This window comes from Acidaminobacter sp. JC074 (assembly GCF_022496765.1).
Lineage (GTDB): Bacteria > Bacillota > Clostridia > Peptostreptococcales > Acidaminobacteraceae > JABXKX01.
This window is the reverse complement of record NZ_VANV01000002.1, coordinates 186,493-209,462: the sequence shown is the minus strand read 5'-3', so window position 1 is coordinate 209,462 and position 22,970 is coordinate 186,493. Positions and strand designations below refer to the sequence as shown.

The 22,970-nt window shown below is 34.8% G+C and carries 25 protein-coding genes; 5 read left to right on the top strand and 20 right to left on the bottom strand.

Going from position 1 to position 22,970, the window contains the following annotated elements:
* Positions 1 to 63: 63 nt before the first annotated feature.
* The 3 genes from EZV73_RS02885 to EZV73_RS02875 form a co-directional block, all read right to left on the bottom strand.
* Positions 64 to 1,296, bottom strand: coding sequence for a multiprotein-bridging factor 1 family protein (locus tag EZV73_RS02885; protein WP_240838132.1), 1,233 nt, complete (start codon positions 1,294 to 1,296; stop codon positions 64 to 66).
* 54 nt (positions 1,297 to 1,350) lie between these two features.
* Positions 1,351 to 1,647, bottom strand: coding sequence for a DUF1292 domain-containing protein (locus EZV73_RS02880; protein ID WP_240838129.1), 297 nt, complete (start codon positions 1,645 to 1,647; stop codon positions 1,351 to 1,353).
* Positions 1,648 to 1,711: 64 nt separating this feature from the next.
* On the bottom strand, positions 1,712 to 2,224 hold the full coding sequence (locus EZV73_RS02875) for a hypothetical protein (RefSeq protein WP_240838128.1): 513 nt from the start codon (positions 2,222 to 2,224) through the stop codon (positions 1,712 to 1,714).
* Between the two features lie 155 nt (positions 2,225 to 2,379).
* Here EZV73_RS02875 and EZV73_RS02870 point away from each other — a divergent pair, with 155 nt between their 5' ends.
* A complete protein-coding gene (locus EZV73_RS02870; protein WP_240838127.1) occupies positions 2,380 to 3,012 on the top strand; it encodes a SatD family protein in 633 nt (210 codons plus the stop codon).
* Complete coding sequence (locus tag EZV73_RS02865; protein ID WP_240838126.1) at positions 3,003 to 3,695, top strand: DUF3307 domain-containing protein; 693 nt, start codon at positions 3,003 to 3,005, stop codon at positions 3,693 to 3,695. The genes EZV73_RS02870 and EZV73_RS02865 overlap by 10 nt, the downstream gene beginning before the upstream one ends.
* A gap of 7 nt (positions 3,696 to 3,702) precedes the next feature.
* Here the strand turns inward: EZV73_RS02865 and EZV73_RS02860 are convergent, their stop codons facing one another.
* Positions 3,703 to 4,455, bottom strand: coding sequence for an NAD(P)-binding domain-containing protein (locus tag EZV73_RS02860; protein ID WP_240838125.1), 753 nt, complete (start codon positions 4,453 to 4,455; stop codon positions 3,703 to 3,705).
* A 149-nt stretch (positions 4,456 to 4,604) separates the two neighbouring features.
* Between EZV73_RS02860 and EZV73_RS02855 the strand changes: the two genes are divergently transcribed.
* Complete coding sequence (locus tag EZV73_RS02855) at positions 4,605 to 6,257, top strand: diguanylate cyclase (RefSeq protein WP_240838124.1); 1,653 nt, start codon at positions 4,605 to 4,607, stop codon at positions 6,255 to 6,257.
* A 23-nt stretch (positions 6,258 to 6,280) separates the two neighbouring features.
* Here the strand turns inward: EZV73_RS02855 and EZV73_RS02850 are convergent, their stop codons facing one another.
* On the bottom strand, positions 6,281 to 7,345 hold the full coding sequence (locus tag EZV73_RS02850) for an acyltransferase (protein WP_240838123.1): 1,065 nt from the start codon (positions 7,343 to 7,345) through the stop codon (positions 6,281 to 6,283).
* Between the two features lie 194 nt (positions 7,346 to 7,539).
* Here EZV73_RS02850 and EZV73_RS02845 point away from each other — a divergent pair, with 194 nt between their 5' ends.
* Together EZV73_RS02845 and EZV73_RS02840 are read left to right on the top strand one after the other, a co-directional pair.
* Entirely contained in the window at positions 7,540 to 8,766 is a 1,227-nt protein-coding gene (locus tag EZV73_RS02845; protein WP_240838121.1) for a hypothetical protein, read from the top strand.
* A complete protein-coding gene (locus EZV73_RS02840; protein ID WP_240838119.1) occupies positions 8,759 to 9,310 on the top strand; it encodes a DUF6320 domain-containing protein in 552 nt (183 codons plus the stop codon). The genes EZV73_RS02845 and EZV73_RS02840 overlap by 8 nt, the downstream gene beginning before the upstream one ends.
* Before the next feature lie 23 nt (positions 9,311 to 9,333).
* Here the strand turns inward: EZV73_RS02840 and EZV73_RS02835 are convergent, their stop codons facing one another.
* The 15 genes from EZV73_RS02835 to EZV73_RS02765 all read right to left on the bottom strand — a co-directional run bounded on the left by EZV73_RS02835 (position 9,334) and on the right by EZV73_RS02765 (position 22,938).
* Positions 9,334 to 10,467: an alanine--glyoxylate aminotransferase family protein gene (locus EZV73_RS02835; RefSeq protein WP_240838117.1), complete on the bottom strand. Its 1,134-nt coding sequence runs from the start codon at positions 10,465 to 10,467 to the stop codon at positions 9,334 to 9,336.
* Positions 10,468 to 10,995, bottom strand: coding sequence for an ECF transporter S component (locus tag EZV73_RS02830; protein ID WP_240838115.1), 528 nt, complete (start codon positions 10,993 to 10,995; stop codon positions 10,468 to 10,470).
* Positions 10,996 to 11,158: 163 nt separating this feature from the next.
* Positions 11,159 to 12,316: a M20 family metallopeptidase gene (locus EZV73_RS02825; RefSeq protein WP_240838113.1), complete on the bottom strand. Its 1,158-nt coding sequence runs from the start codon at positions 12,314 to 12,316 to the stop codon at positions 11,159 to 11,161.
* Positions 12,303 to 13,694 carry an amidohydrolase family protein gene (locus EZV73_RS02820; RefSeq protein ID WP_240838111.1) on the bottom strand — a complete coding sequence of 464 codons (1,392 nt, stop codon included), beginning with the start codon at positions 13,692 to 13,694 and terminating at the stop codon, positions 12,303 to 12,305. Before EZV73_RS02820 ends, EZV73_RS02825 begins: the two co-directional genes overlap by 14 nt.
* Positions 13,694 to 15,118, bottom strand: coding sequence for a YfcC family protein (locus EZV73_RS02815; RefSeq protein WP_240838109.1), 1,425 nt, complete (start codon positions 15,116 to 15,118; stop codon positions 13,694 to 13,696). The genes EZV73_RS02820 and EZV73_RS02815 overlap by 1 nt, the downstream gene beginning before the upstream one ends.
* A 79-nt stretch (positions 15,119 to 15,197) precedes the next feature.
* On the bottom strand, positions 15,198 to 15,491 hold the full coding sequence (locus EZV73_RS02810; protein ID WP_240838107.1) for a helix-turn-helix transcriptional regulator: 294 nt from the start codon (positions 15,489 to 15,491) through the stop codon (positions 15,198 to 15,200).
* A 21-nt stretch (positions 15,492 to 15,512) separates the two neighbouring features.
* On the bottom strand, positions 15,513 to 16,880 hold the full coding sequence (locus EZV73_RS02805) for a YfcC family protein (protein ID WP_240838105.1): 1,368 nt from the start codon (positions 16,878 to 16,880) through the stop codon (positions 15,513 to 15,515).
* A 117-nt stretch (positions 16,881 to 16,997) separates the two neighbouring features.
* Positions 16,998 to 17,435, bottom strand: a complete 438-nt coding sequence (locus tag EZV73_RS02800; protein ID WP_240838103.1) for a MarR family winged helix-turn-helix transcriptional regulator — start codon at positions 17,433 to 17,435, stop codon at positions 16,998 to 17,000.
* Positions 17,436 to 17,485: 50 nt separating this feature from the next.
* Positions 17,486 to 18,574, bottom strand: a complete 1,089-nt coding sequence (locus tag EZV73_RS02795) for a radical SAM/SPASM domain-containing protein (protein ID WP_240838102.1) — start codon at positions 18,572 to 18,574, stop codon at positions 17,486 to 17,488.
* Positions 18,575 to 18,584: 10 nt separating this feature from the next.
* Positions 18,585 to 19,457, bottom strand: coding sequence for a VIT1/CCC1 transporter family protein (locus EZV73_RS02790; protein WP_240838101.1), 873 nt, complete (start codon positions 19,455 to 19,457; stop codon positions 18,585 to 18,587).
* 26 nt (positions 19,458 to 19,483) lie between these two features.
* Positions 19,484 to 19,735 carry a 2Fe-2S iron-sulfur cluster-binding protein gene (locus EZV73_RS02785; RefSeq protein ID WP_240838099.1) on the bottom strand — a complete coding sequence of 84 codons (252 nt, stop codon included), beginning with the start codon at positions 19,733 to 19,735 and terminating at the stop codon, positions 19,484 to 19,486.
* Positions 19,736 to 19,749: 14 nt separating this feature from the next.
* Positions 19,750 to 20,571, bottom strand: a complete 822-nt coding sequence (locus EZV73_RS02780; RefSeq protein ID WP_240838097.1) for a 4Fe-4S binding protein — start codon at positions 20,569 to 20,571, stop codon at positions 19,750 to 19,752.
* A 32-nt stretch (positions 20,572 to 20,603) separates the two neighbouring features.
* Positions 20,604 to 21,206, bottom strand: a complete 603-nt coding sequence (locus tag EZV73_RS02775; protein ID WP_240838095.1) for a hypothetical protein — start codon at positions 21,204 to 21,206, stop codon at positions 20,604 to 20,606.
* Between the two features lie 121 nt (positions 21,207 to 21,327).
* The gene (locus EZV73_RS02770; protein WP_240838094.1) at positions 21,328 to 22,116 is read right to left on the bottom strand and encodes a Cof-type HAD-IIB family hydrolase; all 789 of its coding nucleotides are present in this window, start codon (positions 22,114 to 22,116) and stop codon (positions 21,328 to 21,330) included.
* 12 nt (positions 22,117 to 22,128) lie between these two features.
* Positions 22,129 to 22,938, bottom strand: a complete 810-nt coding sequence (locus tag EZV73_RS02765; protein WP_240838092.1) for an AIM24 family protein — start codon at positions 22,936 to 22,938, stop codon at positions 22,129 to 22,131.
* Between the last annotated feature and the right edge of the window lie 32 nt (positions 22,939 to 22,970).

Here is a 22,970-nt window from a genome sequence, read left to right as displayed (position 1 = left end):
TTGATATTTTCATAAAAAAACCGACTATAAGCCGGTTTAGATCTTATTACCATATAAAATTTTTCAACCTATTTCCATTGCTTTTTTATATTGGCGATTGCTAGTATAATGCAACTTCAACTCATCATGTATTTCATGAAGCATATGGTTTAACTGATAATTCAATGCAACCGATTCAGCTTTAAGTAAGATCACCTTATAAGCTTCATCTTTTATGTAATCTCTATGATGAATCATATAATCATACTTTGAATAATAAACATCCTCCAAAGCCTTATCCTGAGTTTTTGACAAATGAAGCTTCAAGTAACCTTCGTTAAGAGTTTTTCTAGCCAAATCCATGTTCTTAAAACTTAATACATAAGCCTTTTGAAAGTAAGGCAAAACACCATAAAGTTTCTTATCAATAGATTCTGCGTGTTCAATAGCCAGCTCAGCATACTTCAACATATCTGCTAGTTGGTTATTCCTCATTGAGATTTCACCTAAATTAGAGTATCCAAAAAACATGTAAGACCTAATATAATCATCACTACTTTGGCAGGATTCTGATAACTTGATGGCATTCTTGTAATAAGTTTCTGCCATATCATAGTCTCCCATAGCAACGTAAACAGTACCTACATAGTGAACAGTTGAAACAATACCTCTCATACAGCCTTCATTAAGAAAAGATGCTACAGCATCCTCAGCATATTTCAGAGCATGATGATACTTCTTCATACCTGTATTTAAGCACATCAATTGAAAGTTGACATATCCCTTAGACTTCATCTTCAACAAATCCTCTAACAAATGAATACCTGATAGCCTATCTGCAGAAAGTTCAGAAAGGCCATTATATAATCTGAAACTATACATTTGCTCATCATTTAAGTGATTTGATAAGTCTTCTAAGTAAGCTTTTGCAGCAAGTGCTTTTTTATAGAAGGGTCTTTTAGATATAACGTAATAACCGTATACCATTAAGTAAAATGCAATATGATATTTTGAAAACTTCAATAGAGACTGTCTCTTGATCAACCTATCATAAGTATCAAAAGCCATAAATCTATCCATAGACATTATCAACTCATGAAAATTATGCAGATCATAACAATCTTTCTCTCTAATTGGTTCCTTCTCAGATAAGTCTAATCTTTTCATCAATAGGCTCTTTATTTCGTCAGTTAACTCAACATCTCCAGTTTCTATTTTAGACAAGTGTGATACTGCACAAATACCATGACATACTTGCTTCTGTGATAAAGCCATGTGTTTTCTTTTTGCTCTAATAACCGCACCATAATTATTCATTTTCCACCTCAATAATTATTATAATACAAAAAAGATAGCCCTACAAAAGTAGGACTATTCTTCCATTAAACTTGTTACATATTCACTTACCTTAGCAAATTCCTCATCACTTTCAATTGATGTCACTTCAATTGTACCATCCTCATAATCTGAGAATCTATATAATAAGGCTACTTCATCTATTGGATGATAAAGTGCTATATACTGTTGTGCTTCAACTTCAAAAATATCAATAATAGGACATTCTAATTCTGAACCATCTTCTAATGTAAGTGTTACTGTATCATGGTGATGGTCATGATCATGTTCTTCACCACAACCGCATGTTTCTAATTCTTTTTCCTTTGTCATTGTCTTCTCCTTATTCTACTTTTCTTGTTCATCATACATAAGTTCAAAACATTTAACAAGCAAATCATCTAGATATTATAGAATTTAAATGTTTTAAAATTCTTTTACCAAAAATGCCACCTACTAAACCAAAACCAGCGCAAATTATTACAGTTATGCCAATCCATATAAAAGTCACATTTTCAAAAATACCACCTATTAAATGTTTAGAGAATATAAGTGCTGTTAAACCTGTATACATAGAAAAGAATATACCTCCTAGCATGGAACGTTTATCCTTGTCTATAAATCCAATGATGGAAACTTGTGTTAACAGTGTTGTGGTAACAATTGAAAGTCCCATGACAACATGAAAAAGTGACATGATACCTGCAAATACCAGTCCTATGTAAAGTATGGCATATTTATTTTCTATTTTCATTGACAGTACATACATCATCATGGATAAAAAAGGTGCCATCAGTATAAATTTTATCCCTGGAAATGGCATCAACTTAGATACGGCAAGTACAATAAAACCACCAGCTATTATTGATGCAACGCCAAATGAAATTGTGGTTATATCTTTCGTCTTCATAAACCTCTCCAAACTCTAATACGCCTATTATACCATTTTTGTTGACTATCTAAAACTATATACCTATTTTGGTTATAAAAAATTATAGTACCGATTTCGGGTATATCTTGACTTATAACCATTATCGGGTATACTTAAGATAAGGAGATAATATTATGTACTTTGTAATCAATATAGATGTAAAATATTCAAAAAAGCATAGCAATCGTCAACTCTTACAGGACAAACTTAAAAGACTTTGCGAACATCTTAATAAGGAATCTTATGTTATAGCAGCTTTCGATATTGTACTCGGGGATGAAATTCAAGGTTTGATTGAAGCATCTCCAGACTTAATATCACTACTTGAAACTTTAAAAGCATTCGAAATTAAACACGATTTAAAGCTATACATAGGTATTGGATATGGAAAAATAGATACTCAGTTAAATACCATTGATGTAGAAAAAAATGATGGTCCAGCTTTTCACTGTGCCAGAAATGCTATCATAAAAGCCAAGAAAAAAGGACAACCCAATACCATTATTGAAAACTTAAATTTTAAGTCAACTCAAAATCTATGGAATCTATATGTAAAATTAAAAGACAATTTATCTGATCAGGCTAACTTTATACTGGAATCACTCTATAAGGAAATGCCGCAAAAAGAAATCGCACTTAGACTAGATAATCAACAATCGAGTATTTCTAGGACCATTTCAAGATATTATCTTGTAGAGATTATTCAACTTAAAAATTCTTTAATACAACTACTTTCACTCACTTTAAAGGAGACTTCATGCAACTAGTTATTTATTATAGTATTTTTGCCCATATACTTGGTGACTTTTACTTTCAAAACAAAGAACTCATTAAGAAAAAACATGAATCTGTAAAATATCAAGCTTTACACACCATCATTCATCTGCTATGTTTGCTACCACTCTTATTTTACCAATTTTCCATTAGGATGATTGCTTACATTCTCATCATTTCAACGCTTCACTTCATGGTAGATGTTTTTAAGTACGGTATTAAGTTCGATAAAAAATATGATTTAATGGCTTTTTTACTCGATCAAGGTTTACATATTGTCTTAATCTTGATTTTTTCAAATATAATGGTTCAGCCCACTTCGTACGCTTTTTCAAGACTATATCGACTACTATTTTTGCTTCTACCGGTTCTTATAATGATTCGACCAGTGGATGTCCTAATCGAAATAGTTTTTTCAGTTATTCATTTAAAGGATTCCGAAGACGAATCTTCTCCATCTAAATGGATTGGATATATTGAAAGAATACTGTTTTCTATCTTGATTATCCTTAACCTAGAGTCTTTTGTTGCTGTATTTATTGGTGTAAAAACGGCTTCTAGGTGGAATGAGGTACAAAATAACAAACTTTTCGGTTTACAGTTTTATATAGGTACCTTTATCAGTGTTGTTGCTGGATTAATTACCGGTCTAATATTAAAAAGATACTTGATATGAGTGGAGATTACTCCACTCTTTTTAACATAGGATCTAAAGTATCAATCCAACTCTTAAAAGTATCTTTCTCTTCTAAATATCTAAGCGCATACTCATTTAAGCCACCTGGTGTCATTTCAGTTGAAAGCTGATTAAGATTAGAAATTGAAGCATTATTAGATAAGGCTTCGAAAAAGTTTGTCGTATAGTCTTTAGAAACTTCATAAGACAATCCTGCACCTTGTCCCCATAAGGTAACATCATTAAGCAGTCTATAATATGACGTCATCAGTCCTGTAATAGCAGCGATTGCCTCTATATCTTCTACCTTGTCTACTGAAAGCAAGTGTCCCATTTTAGAAAATACAGATGAAACAAAATCATTTTTAGGATAGACAGCTATAGGACCTTGTCTATTTTGAATAAATGATAAAGGCACCATATGGGTTAAAGATTGAGTTTTTCCTATAACACCAGCAATTTGATCTAACTTCTTATCCGACATCAAGTTAATCACATGATGTTTATCAGAGAAGCTTAAAGACGATAATATCTCCATACCTTTAGAAGGTAAAACTGAAATAATGATCAAATCGGCCTTATCAAGCACTTCTTGATTTGTTTTACATCTGATAACCTGACTAAACTCATCTTCTAATGATTTGCTTTTTTCTTCACCTCTTGGTGAAATGTATAACACATGGTCTAAGTCGCCATCCTTGCAAAAGCCTCTTATAATAGAGGAACCAATAACACCTACACCTAACACGCCAATATTCATGGGCAATCCTTTCTATATAACAAGTCATGTTTTCTATATAATTTCAAGAATATTATATCAGTAAATACCAAAAGACTCATAAATATTACGGAAATTTTCTTTGAGTGACGAATTAAATCTAGGGTATAATATTTTTAAAGGAGATTATTATGTTTCAATCCATTAGAAATCGAGCTATTTTAATATATTTAATCATTTTTGTCATTATTATAGGCACACTAACTTATACCTTTTCAGAGAGCACAACAAGTGAAATGCGTTCGCTTATCATTGAGAATTCTAAAGAGATAACACGTTTACAAGCCGAGATTATATCTAACAACTTAGAACTCCACATATCTACTTTGGAACAACTTGCAAGCATGAATTCTCTATTAAATAAGAAAATCGACCGTTTCAATCAAACCACTATGAAATATACAGATTCAGACAAATTTATATTTGACCATATATATTTTATAGACCTTGAAGGCAACTCCTACTGGCAAGACGGTACAATTGGAAATGTAACAGACAGAGAATACTTCTATCAGATAATAGAAAATAACTTAGATTATTATGTGAGTCAGCCTTATATGGGCAGGTACTTAAAAGCACCTGCTGTTGCAATACTGGTACCTGTTAGAGACAGTGGTGAACTTATCGGTGCCCTTGCTGGTTCTATTAAGGTCGAATCACTTTCTAAATCCTTTGAGAATGTTAAACTCGCGACTGAAAGCTATGGCTGGATCATCGATAGACAAGGCACCATCATTACACATCCTGACTTTCAATATGAAAACTATGTTAACATCCAAGACCTGCCTAAATACGGTTATAGTAATGAACCCGAAGTCATTCAAAGTTTACTAAAGGACTCTAGCGGTTCAGGCACCTTTGAAAGTGATGGCGAAAACCACATCATGACTTTTACCAAAATCCCTTATGCAGGTTGGAAACTTGGCATTACTTCTAAAGAAGATGATATTTATTCACCAACAGCTATCATAAGAGAAATGGTTGTAACAAGAGGTTTACTTCTTTTACTTATAGGACTCATATTAACAACATTTATCACCTACTCTTTACTAAAACCCATTGAAAAACTCACGGAATCGGCAAAGGCATCTCTGCCTTTTAAATCAAACCTGACAGGTTTACAAAAGAACACAGAAATGATGACACTGGTGGATACCTATAACTCCATGCACTCTGCTATAGAAAAACATACATCACAACTTGAAGGTCTTGTAGAAAAAAGAACAGAGGAACTGCGTGTTGCCAACAAGAAGCTCACGAAATTAGCTACACGCGATGCTTTAACAGGCATTTATAACCGTCATCAGCTCTATATAGAAATCAATGACTTTATCGAGTCCGTTAAAGAAAACCGCATCAACACCTTTTCACTTTGCTTCATAGACATCAACAACTTTAAATACTACAACGACACCTTTGGCCATGATTTAGGTGATGAAATTCTTATTAAAATATCTGGTCATATGGCAAGCTTTATTAGGTCAAAGGATGTGATAGGTAGATACGGTGGTGATGAGTTTATTATACTACTGCCTCATATAGAAGAAGATCAATTACAAAAACTGATTGTAAGACTTATACAATCTGTTGAAGATTTGATTCATGATCAAGATTATCTAGAAAATCTTCTAGGTCAAGAAGTCCAAATACCTAATGATAAAGAAATTTCTCTATCCATAGGATATGCAAGATATATCTCTTCTTCAAAATATACTGCTGACGATCTTATAAAATCTGCAGATGGTAAAATGTATGAAATGAAAAGACAAATAAAAGGCAAATAAAAAATCCGCTTATGCGGATTTTTTTAACCAAATATAGGCTTAAAAACTTTGCCTAATATAAATGATAATGGTATACCTATGATGACTGTTAAGACAAAAGTCAAACCATGACCAATTGCAAGTTGGTTTAAAAATAAAATGGTGATGGTTACCCCCATATAATGCATGACATAAGCACCAAATGCATACTTACTCATCCATTTAACAATGGTATATTCTCTGTTAAAGAAATGTTGGAAGACACTTGTTAGACCTAATGACATAGTACAGAACATGAGCATATCGAAAAGGCTGTACAAGAGTGAATAGATATTTCCACCACCAAAGGCATAAGTAATATCACCTACTGATGTTATTAGACCATAGATGACTAATCCTAATAAACCTAAAATTGGTATTAGTAAGATTAAAACTTTATAGTATTTGATCGACATGATCTCATCTAATATATTATCCCTCGATACAATCACACCTAAAGCATAGGCATAGATATACTGAATAAAGTGCGCTGGTTGAAATGCAACTACAGGAAGGAACACCCCTACAGGTGTAATCATTCTAACGAGCCAAGTTAAAATGACTGTAAGCGGCAACAAATATATCATATGTTTGATCTTGATCTTTTCTAGTAACTGATTTGTAAATGCATAAACACAATCAAATAGAAATAAGGCCAATACAAACCATAATGCGCCAATTGAAAAACTTAATGATAGGCCGTCATCCATCCCCTTTTGGAAGACTTGGACAATTATATTATTAAGTGGCGATAGGCCTATATAATAAATTAATGCTGGTATAAAGAGTCTTTTAAACTTAGCATGAATAAATCCCTGTCTACCTTTTTTCTTTAAAGATTTATAAGAAAAAAAGGATGATATGGCAAAGAAGAGTCCCATAAAATAGGATTGATTGATGGCTAAAAAGCCTGTCATACCTAAATTAAAAAGTCCACTTCCTTGAGTCTGAGATGCAATTACAAATGCACCTTCTCCACCAAAGGCTATGGCTATATGATGAACAATCACCAGAATGGTCAACAAGACCTTTAAGTTGTCTAAATAATCTAATCTAATATTTCCTTTCATAAAAACCTCACTTTCCATCTGAGTATAAATTATGATAGTCAAAAAATCATCATGATTAGAGTAAGTTGCATTTTTTACAGAGTAACTTACAAGTCCTTTATAAGGACATTAGAATTTAATGAGTCTCCTACTCATTTTAGGGGAATTATGCTATTATGACTATAAAAGAAAAGAAAGTAATAAGAGAGTGAAAAATGAGCAAATCCAACTGGTACAAATTAGACAATGCAGCCATGATATTTCCACCTTCTTCTAATAAGAAGAATTCTGATAACTTTAGAATATCTATCACCTTAAAAGAGCCAATAGACAAAAATAAACTTGAAGTCGCAACCAACAAGGCTATTAGTCACTTTCCTACAATGGCAGTAAAAATGAAAAGAGGCTTCTTCTGGAAGTACTTTGATTCAAATGATAAGCCAGTACCTATTCACGAAGAAAAAGAACGACCATGTTCTAAAATAGATTTAATAAAGAACAATGATTATCATTTTAAAATCCTTTATTTCAAGAATAGAATTTCATTAGAAATGTTCCATGCCATCACCGACGGTACAGGTGCCTTAACCTTTTTAAACAAGATAGTTTCTTACTATTTCGGTTATGAAGATCAACTCATTTCTGAAGAAGAGCAAACCATTGATTCATACCTTGAACACTATGATGAAAGTAAACCATTAAACATACCTATTCTAAATAGTGCAAGGAAAATCCATGGCAAGGAAGTAGTTTACTCTGGTATGCTCATTGATCAAGGTATCATGTCGGTAAACGATGTGTTAAGTCTTTCAAAATCAAGGCATCAAACCATAACAGAATTATTATTAAGTATCTTTTTTAAGTCCATTGAGGAATCAGCAAATACTCAAAAAAAACATCTTCCCATAACAATTATGGTACCTGTTAATTTGAGAAAGCTATTTTCTTCTGTTAGTTTAAGAAATTTCACTTACTTTATGCCAATTTCATTAAAAGTAAGTGAACTCAAATCCATGGCGTCTATTGAAAAGGCTGTTAAGGCCAATATGAAAAAAGGACTGGATAAAAAGGTGCTTTTTGCGCCAATCCAACTTAATATTAAGCTCAGTCAAAGTTTCTTATTTAGATTGGTACCTTACGGCATTAAACACAATATATTAAAAATGGCGAGAGGTTTATACAATGATAGGGGTATGACATCAATGCTTACCAATCTAGGACAAATATCCTTACCTGAATCCATTAGGGATCATGTAATTGGTTATGACTTTATTCTAGGGACCTCAAGTAAAAAGTCCGTCAATATGGCTGTTTGTTCCTATAAAGATAATTTAGTGATTACACTCTCTAGAAACATTGAGGAAAATGATATTGCAAATCGTTTCTATGATATTCTAGAAGAAGATTACAAGATACATGTTAAGAGGTTTAACAATGAATGAATATAAACTAGAGTATCCAAATTATCAAGATACAGTCATAGAAGAACCAGTATTTACACAAGTTCAGAAAAGACTTCTTTTGATTTCAACCATCATTTATTCTTTTTTCGCCTGGTGGCTGGCTTTATCTATCACTATAATTCTATTTGTCAGATACACCTTTAAGATATTTAGATCCAAATGGACACCGAGAGTTTTGAAAGTGCTTTTCTTACTCTTGGCCCTTGTCGGCCAACTCGTTGTAATGGATATGATTTTCGGAAGTCTGTCATGGTCCATAACCTATGTGTTACCCATTGTTGTCAATATGACGTCACTCATTATGATTGTCTACGCACTCAGTTCAGGCAAACACTGGAAGCCTCTTATCCCTATACAGTTCTTCAACTTCTGGATAGTGGTCTTCTTGGTTTTTACCTCACATACAAAGATTATGGGACTCATTTACTCAGCCATCATCATGATGGTCTTGTGTTATCTAACGTCTATTATTTTTTATGGAAGACTTTTTATTAATGAAGTCAAAAAATACTTGCACTTATAAAAGGACACCTGAGGTGTCCTTTATTAGTCAAGGTGATTTGCAAATGATTTATGCAACTCAACTTTAAGATCAAAGCCATGTTTTCTTATGGTTTTATCCAAAGCTTTCAAAGTTATAAAAAGCTTTTCTTCATAGCAGTTTTCTCCCATATGACCGATTCTCAACACCTTGTCTTTCAGGTGGGAAAATGCCCCTGCGATCATAATACCATGATCATCTAACATCGTGTCGTACAGAGATTTAAAAGCTATATTTTCCGGAACCATCATGGTGGTTACTGTATTAGAATGACCACTTGTTGGATAAAGTTTTAAACCACCTTCTAATAGAGATTTTCTAACAGCTTGTCCTATCTTTTTATGTCTTTCAATGTAATCACCTTTAGTGTTGACTCTTTCAACAGCTTTTCTAAACCCATAGATTTCACTAATCGATTGCGTATAGGGAAACCATTTGTCCTCATACCAAGACTGCCATTTAGATAAGTTGCAGTAGTAGCCCCTTACAGGCGTTTTTCTATTATTCATCATTGCCCAAGCATCTTGAGAAACACTTAAGAATGTTAGACCAGGCGCTGCTGACAAACATTTCTGTGAGCCACCTAAAACAATATCAATACCCCATTCATCTACATTTAAAGGTTCGCCTCCAATTGCAGATACTGAATCCACTACCGTTAAAATACCGTATGATTTAAGGAGCTTACATATTTTATCAACTGGATTTGTGATGCCTGATGGCGTTTCGCAGTGTACCAAGGTTGCCAGTTTAAAATCATGGTCCTCTTTTAAAAATCCTTCTAAAGCTTCGACTTCAATGTCGCTTGTATATTCAGCCTCAAAATAAACGACATCACCACCGTACATCTGTAGAAAATCACCAAAGCCATGACCAAATATGCCATTATCTATACAAAGTACCCTGTCACCTTCTTCAACCAAAGATGCACAAGATGCTTCAAGTCCCAATATACCTTCACCTGCTAACATCAACACATCATTTTTTGTATGTAATAAATCCTTGACTTGATTGCAGGTATCTCTATAAAATTCATAAAAGTCATGATCTAAATCAGGATTTGTAATCTCACAAGCCATGGCCTTTCTGACATCCTCATGAATGTAGGTTGGGCCAGGTGTCATAATCATTTTTTTCATTTATACCACCTTTGTCTTTTTAAGTGCAATAACAAGCGGTAAGCCGACCAAAGCCCCAAATACTATTTGAGTAATGTTACCTGGTATAGATGTAAAAGGAGCCACCCAGTTACCGTACAACAAAACTTCAGTAAAGTAATAGCCCACCAACATCCACAGGCCACCTACAATAATACCAATAAGATTGAGTGTAAAGCTGTTACCTTCTTTGCCATTCATCCATGCAATATGACCAATAATATAACCCATGACACCTCTTACTAAAAAAGTGAATGGTGTCCATGCTAGCCAGCCTGATAATACATCGAACAAGCCCATGCCAAATGCTCCGGCAATTGCACCTTTTTTCTTTCCAAAGACAATTGCTGCTAAAAACAACATGGTATTACCTGCATGAATTAATCCACCATTGATCGAAATTGGTAATCTGATGTTGATAAATCTGGTTGCTACAAATACCAGTGTGATCAGTAATGCTGAGATTACCATGTCTTTTGTTTTGTTCGTTTGTGTCCTAGTCTGTTCCATAAAATTGTCCCCCTTTGATATTTATATTTCACGAACAATTTATCAGCAAGAAGATAAAATGTAAACTGTATCTATAAAATTAGGGGTACAAATATCTTTTTATGGTGATTTATTCAAAATTGTATCGTTACAATTAAAAAAATAAGTTCAAAATGAACTTATTTTATTTGACTGTATTTACATGTTCAGCTTTTATTGATTCTAGTAAACTAGGATCATTTATGATGTCTATACCAGTAGCAGCTAATGAAAGAATCACTTTTTTCATAGCATCTAATGCATAAGGCTTGACTGTAGCATCAGCAAGGGCCCTTGTATGACCAGCAAGATCGTCTTTTGATATAGAGAACATAGGATGAGCCGTTGGACATACATGACTGACATTACCAGCATCAAGTGAACCCATTGATACTGCATGACTTTCTACATCAAAACCATTAAGATCAAAATGCTTTTTAACCACACCAGTTAAGGTTTTGTTCATCACAAAGTTATCATAAGATTTTTCATAATTTGTAATCTCTATCTCTGCACCAGTAGCAAGTGCAGCACCTCTTGCACAGTTTTTAACTTTTTCAACAACCTCTTTTAAGTAAGATTTTGTGGTCGCTCTTACATAAAACTGAGCTACTGCTTTTTCAGGTACAATATTAGCAGCAACACCACCTTCAGTGATAATACCGTGAATCCTAGTTGTTGATGTAATGTGTTCTCTTAAGGCATTGATACTGTTAAATGTTGAAATAACTGCATCAAGTGCATTGATGCCTTGTTCAGGACATGCAGCTGCATGAGCTGTTCTACCAGTAAACTCAAACTGTATAGCTTCCATAGCAAGAGATTGAATTTCTAAATTAGTCTTACTTGAAGGATGTGCCATAAGAGCAATATCTATATCATCAAATATCCCCTGATCAGCCATATCCACTTTAGCACCATTTGTTTCCTCAGCGGGTGTCCCAAGTACAAGAATTCTCCCGCCCATGTCATCTACAAGTTTAGACAAGACAATACCGACACCATCAGCTATCGTTCCTATCATATTATGACCACAACCATGACCAATATCAGGCAGTGCATCGTATTCCCCCATGACAGCTATTGTGGGGCCTGGCTTTTTAGAAGCATACGTCGCTTTAAAAGCCGTTTCAATGCCTAAATACTTTTCTTCAACAGAAAACCCATGTTTTCTTAAGAGCTTAACGTGGGCTTCACATGCTTTGTACTCTTCATTGCCCAGTTCAGGATTTTCATAGATAAACTGATTAATATCAACTAGTTCATCAAATACATCATCTAATACTTTTTTAATTTTTTCCATGACTCAACTCACTTCTTTCTATGACTCTTCCTACACTGTTATCAAGAATCCGGCCTTCTTTTAAAACAACTTTACCATCTAAAATTACGTGACTTATACCTACAGGACTTAAATCAGACACTTCATATGTGGCTTTGTCACTGATGGTATCTGGATTAAAGATAAAAATATCTGCATCCATATTTTCTTTAATTTCACCTTTTTTATCAAGACCTACCCATTTAGCAGGTTGTAAAGTCATTTTATAGAGTGCTTCAATCAAGGACAGTGCATGATCCTCTCTAACAAATTTTCCTAGAACTCTAGGGAATGTCCCAGCTGCTCTAGGATGACCTTGTCCATCTACAAGTATACCATCACTTGCTATAGATACAAAAGGCGAACGTAAGGCTTCTATTACTTCTTTTTCATTCATGACCCTAGCGACAACAGTCATATCAGGATACTCTTTTCTTACCTTGTCAAAAGTCTCCTTGTCACATACCACATTTTTGTATGGGTCACAAGTCAGTGTGATAGCTGAGTAATCTACATTTAATCTTTCTTGCCAGCCATCATCAAATACAGCTGAACCTATGAAAGTTGAAAAAGCATCGTATGGATAACAGTCTGCATCTACCTTCAGGCCTTCTTCCCTGGCTTTTTGGATAATATCTAGAGACTCAGTCATATAGCCTAAAGCAGAACAAGAACCTATATGGGAAACTCTCATAGGTAGTCCCGAAAGTCTAGAGGCTTCAACGAGCTCTCTAATGGAATCTGGCGCATCAGGTCCATCTTGTCTAAAGTGGGCGCTTAGAAGTAGGTCTGTATCTTTTAATCTCTTTACAAACTTTAAAAACTCACTTTCTGTGGTACCAGGAGAATACTCAAGACCAAATGATATGCCAGCAACACCCTGATTATAATAGTCTTTAAACCTATCAAGAATTGCATCAATATCTTCATCACTTGCCTCTTGATAACGATCTTTAACACCACAATCTTCTCTTAAGGTCGTATAGCCGGCCAAGAAAATATAATTGACTGGTCCCCCCTTTTTCTTCATAAAGGACTTAAACTTTTTAATACCATCCAAGCCGTTAAAGTTAAATCCACATTGACCGGCAATACAGGTCGTTACGCCCATCTTCAACATGCGGTTTGAAATATCGTAATCAATTGGAAGACTTAGGTCAATTAACTTCTCTTCATGCATATGACTGTCGATGATACCAGGTGCTACTACAGCACCTGAAACATCGATAACTTGACCACCATGCATGATATCTTTTTCAATTTTTACTATCTTACCATCTTTAATAGCTATATCTACATCTTTAAAGGACATACTATCAAAGTCGGCAACTGTCCCGTTTTTTATAATTAAATCATACATTAGAACGGTCCAAACTCAATTAACGTTGCTATTGTTACGAATATTGCACCAATAGCTGACCAGATTAAGAAGATAGGCATCATCCATTTAGCCCACTTATCCCATGATACACCACCGATTGCAAGACCAGCCATTAAAACACCACTTGTTGGAATAATGTTGTTTGAAAAACCATCACCAAACTGGTAAGCAAGTACAGCTGTTTGTCTTGTGATACCAATAATATCAGCAAGCGGTGCCATAATTGGCATTGTAACAGCTGCTTGACCTGAACCAGATGGTACAAATAAATTGATACATGTCTGAGTAATAAACATGCCTACACCAGATAGAGCTGGTGGTAAACCTTTGATGCTTTCTGCAAGGTGGAAAATAACCGTATCGATGATTGAGCCTTCTGTTAAGATAACTGTAATAGAAGTAGCAAGACCAATTACTAAAGCACCATAAATCATATCCTTAGAACCATTAATAAACTCATCTGCAATTTGATCTGGTTTTAAACCGCCTATTGCTCCTGCTACTAATGCTAATATAACAAATAAAGCACCTAATTCTGTAATATAGAAACCTAACTTCATAACACCGTAAGCGATTACACCAACTGTTGCAGCAAGTGACAGCAAGACCAGTTTATGTTTGGTTGTAAACTCATCCATCTCCCCTAGATGGAATTTTTCTCTATTTTTCTTATCTAGTTCATATGTCGGACTAAGTGTCGGATTTTTCTGAACTTTTGCTGCATGACGGTAGACAAGTAAGATGGTAACGATTGTTACAACTACATAAACAACCATTCTAAATGCAAAGCCTGAAAACGGTGGTAAGCCTGCAATACCTTGTGCAACACCAACTGTAAAAGGATTCATAAAAGCGCCTGAGAAACCTGCACCTGCACCTAATAAGCAAATAGCAATACCAGTAATAGTGTCAAAACCTAGTGCTAGTGAAAGTGCGATAAATATTGGTATGAACATAAGCGTTTCTTCTGCTAGACCGAAAACTGCTCCACCTAGTGAAAAAACAAGCATTGAAACTGGTATAACCATTTTCTCGTTGCCTTTTAACTTATCAACCAAGGCACCAATACCTGAGTTTATAGCACCAGTTGCCTGTAAAACACCAAAAGTACCCCCAATTAATAGGACGAAGAAGATGATATAACCTGACTTTTCCATACCTTTTGGCAGTGATGTGAAAACATTAAATGGTGTAACCGGTGTATTTTCAATTCTATGATAAGAATCAGCCACAACAGCAATACGTCCTGTATTTGGATCTTCAGCCCTTACAAATTCACCTGCAGGTACAATATAAGTTAAAAGTGCTACTACTACTAAGATACTAAATAGCAAAACATAAGTATGTGGCACCTTAAACTTTTTCTTTTTTTCCTCAACTAGCTTTGTTTTTTTCTGTTCCATGTTTCCCCCTTCTTAAATTATAATGCCTTTACACGTTGACGTGTCGACAATCATCAACATGTTATTTCAAAAAAAAGCTCTAGAGCGATTTTTTTGCAACAAAGTTTAAAATAGATCCAGCCAAAGAAGTCATTGTAGCCATATTGACGGAGTAAATAACTTCTTTACCTTCTTTTCTAGAATTAACGATTCTAGCACGCTTTAAAATTTGTAGATGGTGTGAGATTGTAGGTCTAGATACACGACAATTCTCAGCTATATCATTTACTATCATTTCTTTTGAGCCAAGTACTTCAAGTATTTCTAACCTCGTCTCATCAGACAAAGCTCTTAAAACATCTATATCAATACCAGCCTGATTCGACTCTAACATCCATCCTCCAATAACTATGATTTAAAAAGGTCCGTAATTTATTATACACGAAAATGCAACAATCGCACACCCTTCTATCATCCAAATAATCAGTAATGGCATTACCCAAGACAACCAGTCTTTCCACTTTACATCACATATAGCCAAGGTAGCCATTAAAAGGCCTGAGGTTGGTGTAATGGTGTTAATTAAACCATCTCCAAACTGATAAGCCAAAACGGCTGTTTGTCTTGTAATGCTCTGTAGATCAGCTATGTTGACCATAACAGGCATGGTTACTGCTGCCTGACCAGTACCGGATGATATGAATACATTGATAATACTTTGTATAAGCATCATACCAACTGCACTGACACTTGGTATTACGGAATCGATCAAACCTGAAAGTCCATAAATAATAGTATCTAAAATCTGTCCAGATTCCAAGACAACCAATATGGCTCTTGCAAAACCAATGATCATAGCACCATATACAATATTCCCAGCACCAGCGGTAAATTCTGAGATGATTCTGTTTATCTTAAGTTTACCAACAAGACCTGAAACAATGCCCATTAAAAAGAATATGGTTAACATCTCTGTTAGACCAAAATTGTATTTAAAGATACCAAAAGCCATAAAGCCAATGGATACAACTATGACTAAGGCCACTAACTTGTGTGTTCTAGTAAGACCATTATGGTCATTTAAATCAGGTGCAAAATAATCATACTCTTCAACTATACCTTTTGCCCTAACCTTTTTTCCATGTCTATAGACATATATATAACCTGTTATAAAAAATATAAAGAAGGCTAGCAACCTAAGCGAGATACCTGAAAACAAGGGTAAACCTGCAATATTCTGAGCGACACCTGTTGTAAAAGGGTTAATAACACCTGCTGCAAAACCGGAAGTTACACCAATATAAACCATGGCCATACCAGTGATTTTATCATACTTCATTGCCAGAGCCATCATAACAAACACAGGAAAAAATGGTAGTGTTTCTTCTGCCATACCAAATATAGCCCCACCCAGTGCAAAACCGAACATGACCTTAAAGATAATAGATTTCTCTTTACCTTCATAGTCTGTTAAAAAGCCTTGTACAAGACCGTTTACAGTACCTGTTGCCGTAATAACACCAAAGGAACCTCCAACTACCAAAACAAAGATAATCAAATCACTTGCAGACATAAGACCTTTTGCAATGGAATTTAAAATATCTGGCAAACTAAGAGGTGTCGCCTCTACAGAATGATAGGATCCTTCAACTACAGACGTGATGTCTAGTTCTTCATTGTATTCCCTATCGTATAACCCAGCGGGCACAAAATAAGTCGCTATACTTGCCACTATAACAATGATAATAATTAAGGAATATGCCTCTGGTATTTTAAATTTCATAAAAGCCCCTATACGTTTATATGTTTATATTCATCAACATGTACTTTGAGTTTAAAACAAATTTCTCGCTTTGTCAAACAATTCTGAAACTTCTAAAGCAAAAAAAGATATAGGAATCTATATCTTCTTTAATAACTCGTACAATGTTTGAACTTCATCCTCATTTAACGTTAAGGTATCCGGTTGACTTGTAATCACTCGATCACAATCATGATGAAGATTTACGCCCTCTTCTGTTAGGGAGATGTAAACGATTCTCTTATCGTTTTTGTCTCTAGTTTTCATGATATAACCCATTTTTTCTAATCCGCTTAGCGATCTAGAAACATTCGGACTTTCATCTACCATGCGTTCTTTGATTTCATTAACTGTCAGTGCGTCTTTATCACTTAAATCTAGTTCATGAAGAATCATGAGTTGAGTATTGGATATACCAAAAGGTTTTAAAAGCCTTGCAGTCTGAGCTTCAATTTCATGTGAAATACATTGAATTAAGCCAACGACCTTAAACTTAGTTGGATATTTTGCATCTATGATTAATTGTTTGTTTGCCATAATTTCTCCTTGTTAAATCTTATTATAGCATACAGGTAATATCTTTTGTATCAAACAATACTAGAACATGTACGTTTTTCTCTTTTTACAATAAGACCACTTACCCAATCAGGATTTTCATACAGCGCACACCCGCCTTCTGATTCCTCTAACATATGGTGATTTAATCTAATCTGAGTTAAAAGTCTAGATTGTAATGCCTCTTTTAAAGGCATATCATTAACCGATGCATCAGAGTATGGTGCAAAAGGACATGCTTCAATGCCCCCAGTTGATGAGATATGAACAAAACCCCTGCCAGCAGCTAGACACCCTTCAAAATGTGATTCATCTCCAGGTAGAGGTATTGGTAAAATAGAATAATCATCCTGAATATGCTTTACTTTTTCAAGAAGTATTGTTTTCTGCTTTTCTGTTAAACATAAGTCTAAATCACCATTACAAGGTACATACTCGATTAAAAACAATACCCTGTTTCCAAGCGCTTCTAAATCAGTAATATAATCATCTGACATAACCGTATCAAAGTTTTCTCTAGTCAAAGTAATAGACGTACCAAACATCATTTTTTCTCTGTCTAATAAAGACATTTTACTCAAGACTTTGCGATAGACACCTGAGCCTCTTCTTAAATCAGTCATGACCTCATCACCCTCTAAGGAGAAGACAGGGATTAACTGTTTCATAGACTTCATCTTGTTTTTTACGTCACCATCAATCATCAAGCCATTTGTAAACATAATAAAGATTGTATTTGGATACTTAGAAATAATTTCAAGTATATTTGCCTTCATAAGCGGTTCCCCGCCAGCTATCATGAAGATAGACACACCTAGGTCTATACCTTCTCTGATTACCCTATCTATATTATCACTGGTCATCTCAAGCTGTCTGTTCCTGTCCTGCGCATTGGCATAACAACCTGTACACCTTAAATTACAATCATTTGTCACACTCATTATTATAATCGGAGGTACAATTAAATCACTTTTTAAATCAAGACGTTTCTTTTCTTGTTTTTTTAACTGCATGACGACCTTACTGTAAAAAAGTGTGTAATGTCCTCTGTTTTTTAAATACTTCTTATTATCAATAAGATTTCTCTTGATAGCTTGATTAAATAATCCTATTCCATCCATGTTTTGCTCCTTAAATTTCTATGCCAATATACGTCTTCACTAAATAACCTATGCCAAATGACACCACAGCCACACCAATGCTGATCAGAGCCATCTCCATAAACCTTGACTTAAAAGGTTCATCCTTGGCAACCGATATATAATAATTAAAGAATGCAATGATCAACAGAGCTATAAGTAAGGTTAGGCCTAATGCCAACATATAGTTACTAACATGGAAAAATGGCAGGACCAAAAGCAAGACTGTAAGTACATAGGCTATTCCAGTATAAAGGCTGGCCTTCTTTGGATTTAAGTCTGTAGCCTCTTCTTTTGATGACAAATATTCACTGGCTGCCATTGAAAAAGAAGCTGAGATACCTGTAATTAGGCCAATGACTGCAATGGTTCTTGAATTCTGTATGGATAGTGTAAAGCCTGCAAGTGTCCCGGTCAATTCAACTAGGGCGTCATTTAAGCCGAGTACGACCGATCCCATATACTTGAGTCTATCTTCATTTAAGGCATCCAAAAGCAGCTTTTCATGTTTCTCTTCTTCTACAATAAAGCCATATATGTCTGGATAATCCCTAAAAGATTCAGCACCTGCAGATCTACTTTCCATTCTTTCTAAAAACTTTAAGACGAAGGTTAAACCTAAAAGATTAACAGCAAGTGAAACAATCATTAAAAGAAGCTTTAGAAAAAAGCCGTTTATTTTAAGGTCACGACCTGAAAACTCAGCTAAGGTTTGATAGTGACTTTTTTCACTTTCTGCAATCTGTAACAAGATGCTTTTCGTATTTTTGTCTTTTGCATAGTTTGAAAGATGTCTATATACACCTTCACCATACATTTCATTTTTCTGGGCTTTTAACAACAATGCCTCTTTGTCTTTAACCATCATAACATCCTTTCATTAATCAACTATTAAGCTTCAATAATAACTTTCTTAGAAAACTTAGTTTGACATGCAAGGCGATAACCTTCCTTTAGTCTATCTTCTCCAAGCTTTCTTCTTTCACGTGCATTAGGCTTTGAAACTTGACCCTCCAGTACTTTTACAGTACACTTGCCGCAAACACCTATATTGCAAAAGGACTTTATTTCTATATTGTTTTCTTTTGCATACTTTAGAATTGTCTTCGTTTCCTTACTTTTTAATTCATATTTTTTGCTCATGTTTTCTCCTTAAATTAAATAAAAATATCTAATGGTTTTCTCTTATCTCTAAAAGAAACTACATTCTTTACTGATTTAATCATCATTTGATTGGTATGATGTATGGCATTAACAGGACACGTATTACCGCAGGCAAAACAACCGATACATTTTTCATTATCAATTACAATGCCTTCCTTAAAGGTTATTGCCCCCACAGGACACGCCTTAATGCATTTCTTGCATTTTACACAAGTATCATGAACATCTAAACTTCTCATTGATTTGGGAAGTTCACCACCTGGACCTGGCAAAAGAGAAACCAGTCCACACTTGACGGTTGAAAAAGCCCCTTCTCTAGGCCAGTCGATTTTTAACTTATGATTAAAACTTAAATCTCCCGATAAAAGCTTCTCTTGAATCCTTCTTCCCATGTCCACTTGCATGACCTTATCTCTATCATCAGGTCTTCCCTTAGCAATTTCCTTGTTAAATGAATACTGACCTACAAAGCCACCTGCTCCGACTATCCTAAAGTTCTGTCTTGTCATAATTGTGTTTAGAGCTATTAAGCCTTTGCCATAATAACCGTTGCCGCAAGTCACAAGGCCAACAAAGGGTGTTTTATCACCATACAGTCTTGATACAATGTCACTCGGAAGACCAAAGAGTTTGGTCATGGTTGGCATACCTATAATGACAAGGTCGTCAGATTTAAAGTAATGGTCTTTACTTCGATTTTTAATATCATTCATATCAATTGTGATATGTTCTACATCTTTAAAACCACTGGCCACATTTAAAACACACTTTTTAGTAGAACCACCTGGACTAAAAAATATTGAGTAAACTTTCATGAATATCCTCCTTTTATATTCCGCGGAATTAATTATATTAAAAATAAATACCCTATTACAAAGGGAACCGCTGCAAGTAAAGAAATAAGTAAATTTCTCTTTCTGTATGGCGTGTGTCTTTTATAACAATCATTGTAATCCATCTTGTTTAAGTATCTTGGATAGCCTATATAGAGCTCAATAAGAACGATTTCAAACGCCCATAGAATGACCGCACTCTTAAAGGCAATCATGGTAAGGCCTGTATTAGGTAACAAGAAAATGATTGGTAAGACAATGATCCAGTGAATGATAAGACCTGAAAGCATCATCATTAAGTTTTGATGCCTATTATTTTCTTTAAAACGATACAAAAATAACCTTGTTATCGATTGAATAGGCATCATATGCGCTTTAGAATTGCCAACCGCTATACCAAAGTAATGAGCCCATTCATGGAAGTTTATCACAACAAGACTGCCTAAAATGCTTGCAATAACAACTGATATAGCTGATAAAATCATAGCATCCTTTTGGCTGGTATATGCATTCAAGAATATCACCAGTGCTATTGATACCATATAAATGATAAGATCTCTAATGGCATATACATAAATCGGGTAAACCCTATACTTCTCTTTTGGTAAATCAAACATATATCCTCCTTATATTCCACGGAAACTAATTACACTTTACCACCTCATCCAAACAATGTCAAGATACATTCCGCGGAAATTACATATAATTAAAAATCACATCCTAAGATGTGATCTAAAATCATTTAATAAACTTATTTACTGCATTTAGTATACCGTCTTCATCATTAGAGCTGGTAATGTAGTTTGCCACACTTTTTACTTTATCCGTCGCATTAGCCATAGCAACACCCATACCGACATAATCAATCATGTCAATATCATTGTTGCCATCACCAATAGCCATCATCTCTTCTCTTTTGATTTCAAAGTTCCTGCCTAAAAACTCTAAGGCCTTTGCCTTTGAAACTCTTGAATCAAAGAACTCAAGCAAATGAGATTTTGATGTACAATAGGTGATACTCTTATGAACAAGATCTTTAATTTTCTCTTGATAGCTTTCGAGTGTATCAGGATCATTTACCCATAATATTTTTGTAACACCCTGTTTAATAAGATCATCAAACTCGTTTAGAACAATTGGTTCTAAGCCAGATAACTTTTTATAATTGTTTACATAATCATTGATTCTATTTGAGTAAAGCTTGTTATTTGACCAAATAATCATGGTCGTGTCATACTGACTGCCAAGTTCTAGAACCTGCTTAGCATCATCTCCATTCATCTTCTGACTGTAGAGTACTTCGTCCGTTCTAGAATCGATAATCATAGCCCCGTTATAAGTAATGATCGGTGATTTCAAGCCCAATAAGTCAATGTATCTATAAACGCCTTGAATGGGTCTACCTGTGCTAATCGTAACTAATACATGATCTTTAATTTTTTCTATAACTTCAATTGTCGATGGATCCACCTGCCCCTGGCTGTTAAGCAAGGTACCATCTATGTCAAGCGCTAATAATTTATACATATGTCTCCTTGTTTATTCTGTCTCCGTATGAGATGAACCATCATCATCAATACCGCTTATGCCTTCTGCTGTCAGATCCTCATAAACGGCCTGTGTTGGCGCTAACCAAACTTCACCTGTACCTGAAAATGTCTGCAGCATCCCCTCACCTGATGCCATGGTACCTATGATGCCTTTGGTAACCATTTTTACAGTGAACTTAATATCTCCACGTCTTAATATAGCATAATTGCCATCCACTCTTAAGTCTTCATCATCCAATTGATAAACCATGACTTCTTCCAATGGTACTGGGATATTCAGCACAACAATACCTGACCCTTTAACCTTTGTCTGAAAGAAGCCCTCTCCACCAAACATTGTAGATGATAAATTCTTCTGAGAAACGGCTGATACCTGCATACTTGAATCACAAGCATAGAACATTCCTTTATCAACGATAATCTCATCATTATCAAGTTCGATGATTTTAAAGTGACCAAAAGAAGGTTCCAACCAGATTTCACCCTTTCCTGAATACTCAGGTTTAAACATTTTTTCTCCTGATAACAAGTTAGAGCCCAAGTTCTTAATAAAACCTTTAGCTGGTTTAGTGGCAACCTTTATTTTTCCCTTCATAAAAAATAATGCACCTGATTCGATTTTAACTGCCCCTTCTTTTAAGATGATACGAACATTTTTTAGTTTAATGCCCGCTTGTTCCATATAAAAAAGCTTCTGAGCTGTTTGACCATCTTTTGCACCAGACAACTTCTGATTCTCTATTATTTCCACTTTCATAAAGTCATTTTCAACTTGATGTATAACCTTGAAATTCTTCATGTGGCCTCCTTTAGTTTTGCTATTTAACCTGT

Coding starts and splice junctions, on each gene's coding strand:
- EZV73_RS02885 (WP_240838132.1), bottom strand. CDS start 1,296: ATGAATAATTATGGTGCGGTTATTAGAGCAAAAAGAAAACACATGGCT.
- EZV73_RS02880 (WP_240838129.1), bottom strand. CDS start 1,647: ATGACAAAGGAAAAAGAATTAGAAACATGCGGTTGTGGTGAAGAACAT.
- EZV73_RS02875 (WP_240838128.1), bottom strand. CDS start 2,224: ATGAAGACGAAAGATATAACCACAATTTCATTTGGCGTTGCATCAATA.
- EZV73_RS02870 (WP_240838127.1), top strand. CDS start 2,380: ATGTACTTTGTAATCAATATAGATGTAAAATATTCAAAAAAGCATAGC.
- EZV73_RS02865 (WP_240838126.1), top strand. CDS start 3,003: ATGCAACTAGTTATTTATTATAGTATTTTTGCCCATATACTTGGTGAC.
- EZV73_RS02860 (WP_240838125.1), bottom strand. CDS start 4,455: ATGAATATTGGCGTGTTAGGTGTAGGTGTTATTGGTTCCTCTATTATA.
- EZV73_RS02855 (WP_240838124.1), top strand. CDS start 4,605: ATGTTTCAATCCATTAGAAATCGAGCTATTTTAATATATTTAATCATT.
- EZV73_RS02850 (WP_240838123.1), bottom strand. CDS start 7,345: ATGAAAGGAAATATTAGATTAGATTATTTAGACAACTTAAAGGTCTTG.
- EZV73_RS02845 (WP_240838121.1), top strand. CDS start 7,540: ATGAGCAAATCCAACTGGTACAAATTAGACAATGCAGCCATGATATTT.
- EZV73_RS02840 (WP_240838119.1), top strand. CDS start 8,759: ATGAATGAATATAAACTAGAGTATCCAAATTATCAAGATACAGTCATA.
- EZV73_RS02835 (WP_240838117.1), bottom strand. CDS start 10,467: ATGAAAAAAATGATTATGACACCTGGCCCAACCTACATTCATGAGGAT.
- EZV73_RS02830 (WP_240838115.1), bottom strand. CDS start 10,995: ATGGAACAGACTAGGACACAAACGAACAAAACAAAAGACATGGTAATC.
- EZV73_RS02825 (WP_240838113.1), bottom strand. CDS start 12,316: ATGGAAAAAATTAAAAAAGTATTAGATGATGTATTTGATGAACTAGTT.
- EZV73_RS02820 (WP_240838111.1), bottom strand. CDS start 13,694: ATGTATGATTTAATTATAAAAAACGGGACAGTTGCCGACTTTGATAGT.
- EZV73_RS02815 (WP_240838109.1), bottom strand. CDS start 15,118: ATGGAACAGAAAAAAACAAAGCTAGTTGAGGAAAAAAAGAAAAAGTTT.
- EZV73_RS02810 (WP_240838107.1), bottom strand. CDS start 15,491: ATGTTAGAGTCGAATCAGGCTGGTATTGATATAGATGTTTTAAGAGCT.
- EZV73_RS02805 (WP_240838105.1), bottom strand. CDS start 16,880: ATGAAATTTAAAATACCAGAGGCATATTCCTTAATTATTATCATTGTT.
- EZV73_RS02800 (WP_240838103.1), bottom strand. CDS start 17,435: ATGGCAAACAAACAATTAATCATAGATGCAAAATATCCAACTAAGTTT.
- EZV73_RS02795 (WP_240838102.1), bottom strand. CDS start 18,574: ATGGATGGAATAGGATTATTTAATCAAGCTATCAAGAGAAATCTTATT.
- EZV73_RS02790 (WP_240838101.1), bottom strand. CDS start 19,457: ATGGTTAAAGACAAAGAGGCATTGTTGTTAAAAGCCCAGAAAAATGAA.
- EZV73_RS02785 (WP_240838099.1), bottom strand. CDS start 19,735: ATGAGCAAAAAATATGAATTAAAAAGTAAGGAAACGAAGACAATTCTA.
- EZV73_RS02780 (WP_240838097.1), bottom strand. CDS start 20,571: ATGAAAGTTTACTCAATATTTTTTAGTCCAGGTGGTTCTACTAAAAAG.
- EZV73_RS02775 (WP_240838095.1), bottom strand. CDS start 21,206: ATGTTTGATTTACCAAAAGAGAAGTATAGGGTTTACCCGATTTATGTA.
- EZV73_RS02770 (WP_240838094.1), bottom strand. CDS start 22,116: ATGTATAAATTATTAGCGCTTGACATAGATGGTACCTTGCTTAACAGC.
- EZV73_RS02765 (WP_240838092.1), bottom strand. CDS start 22,938: ATGAAGAATTTCAAGGTTATACATCAAGTTGAAAATGACTTTATGAAA.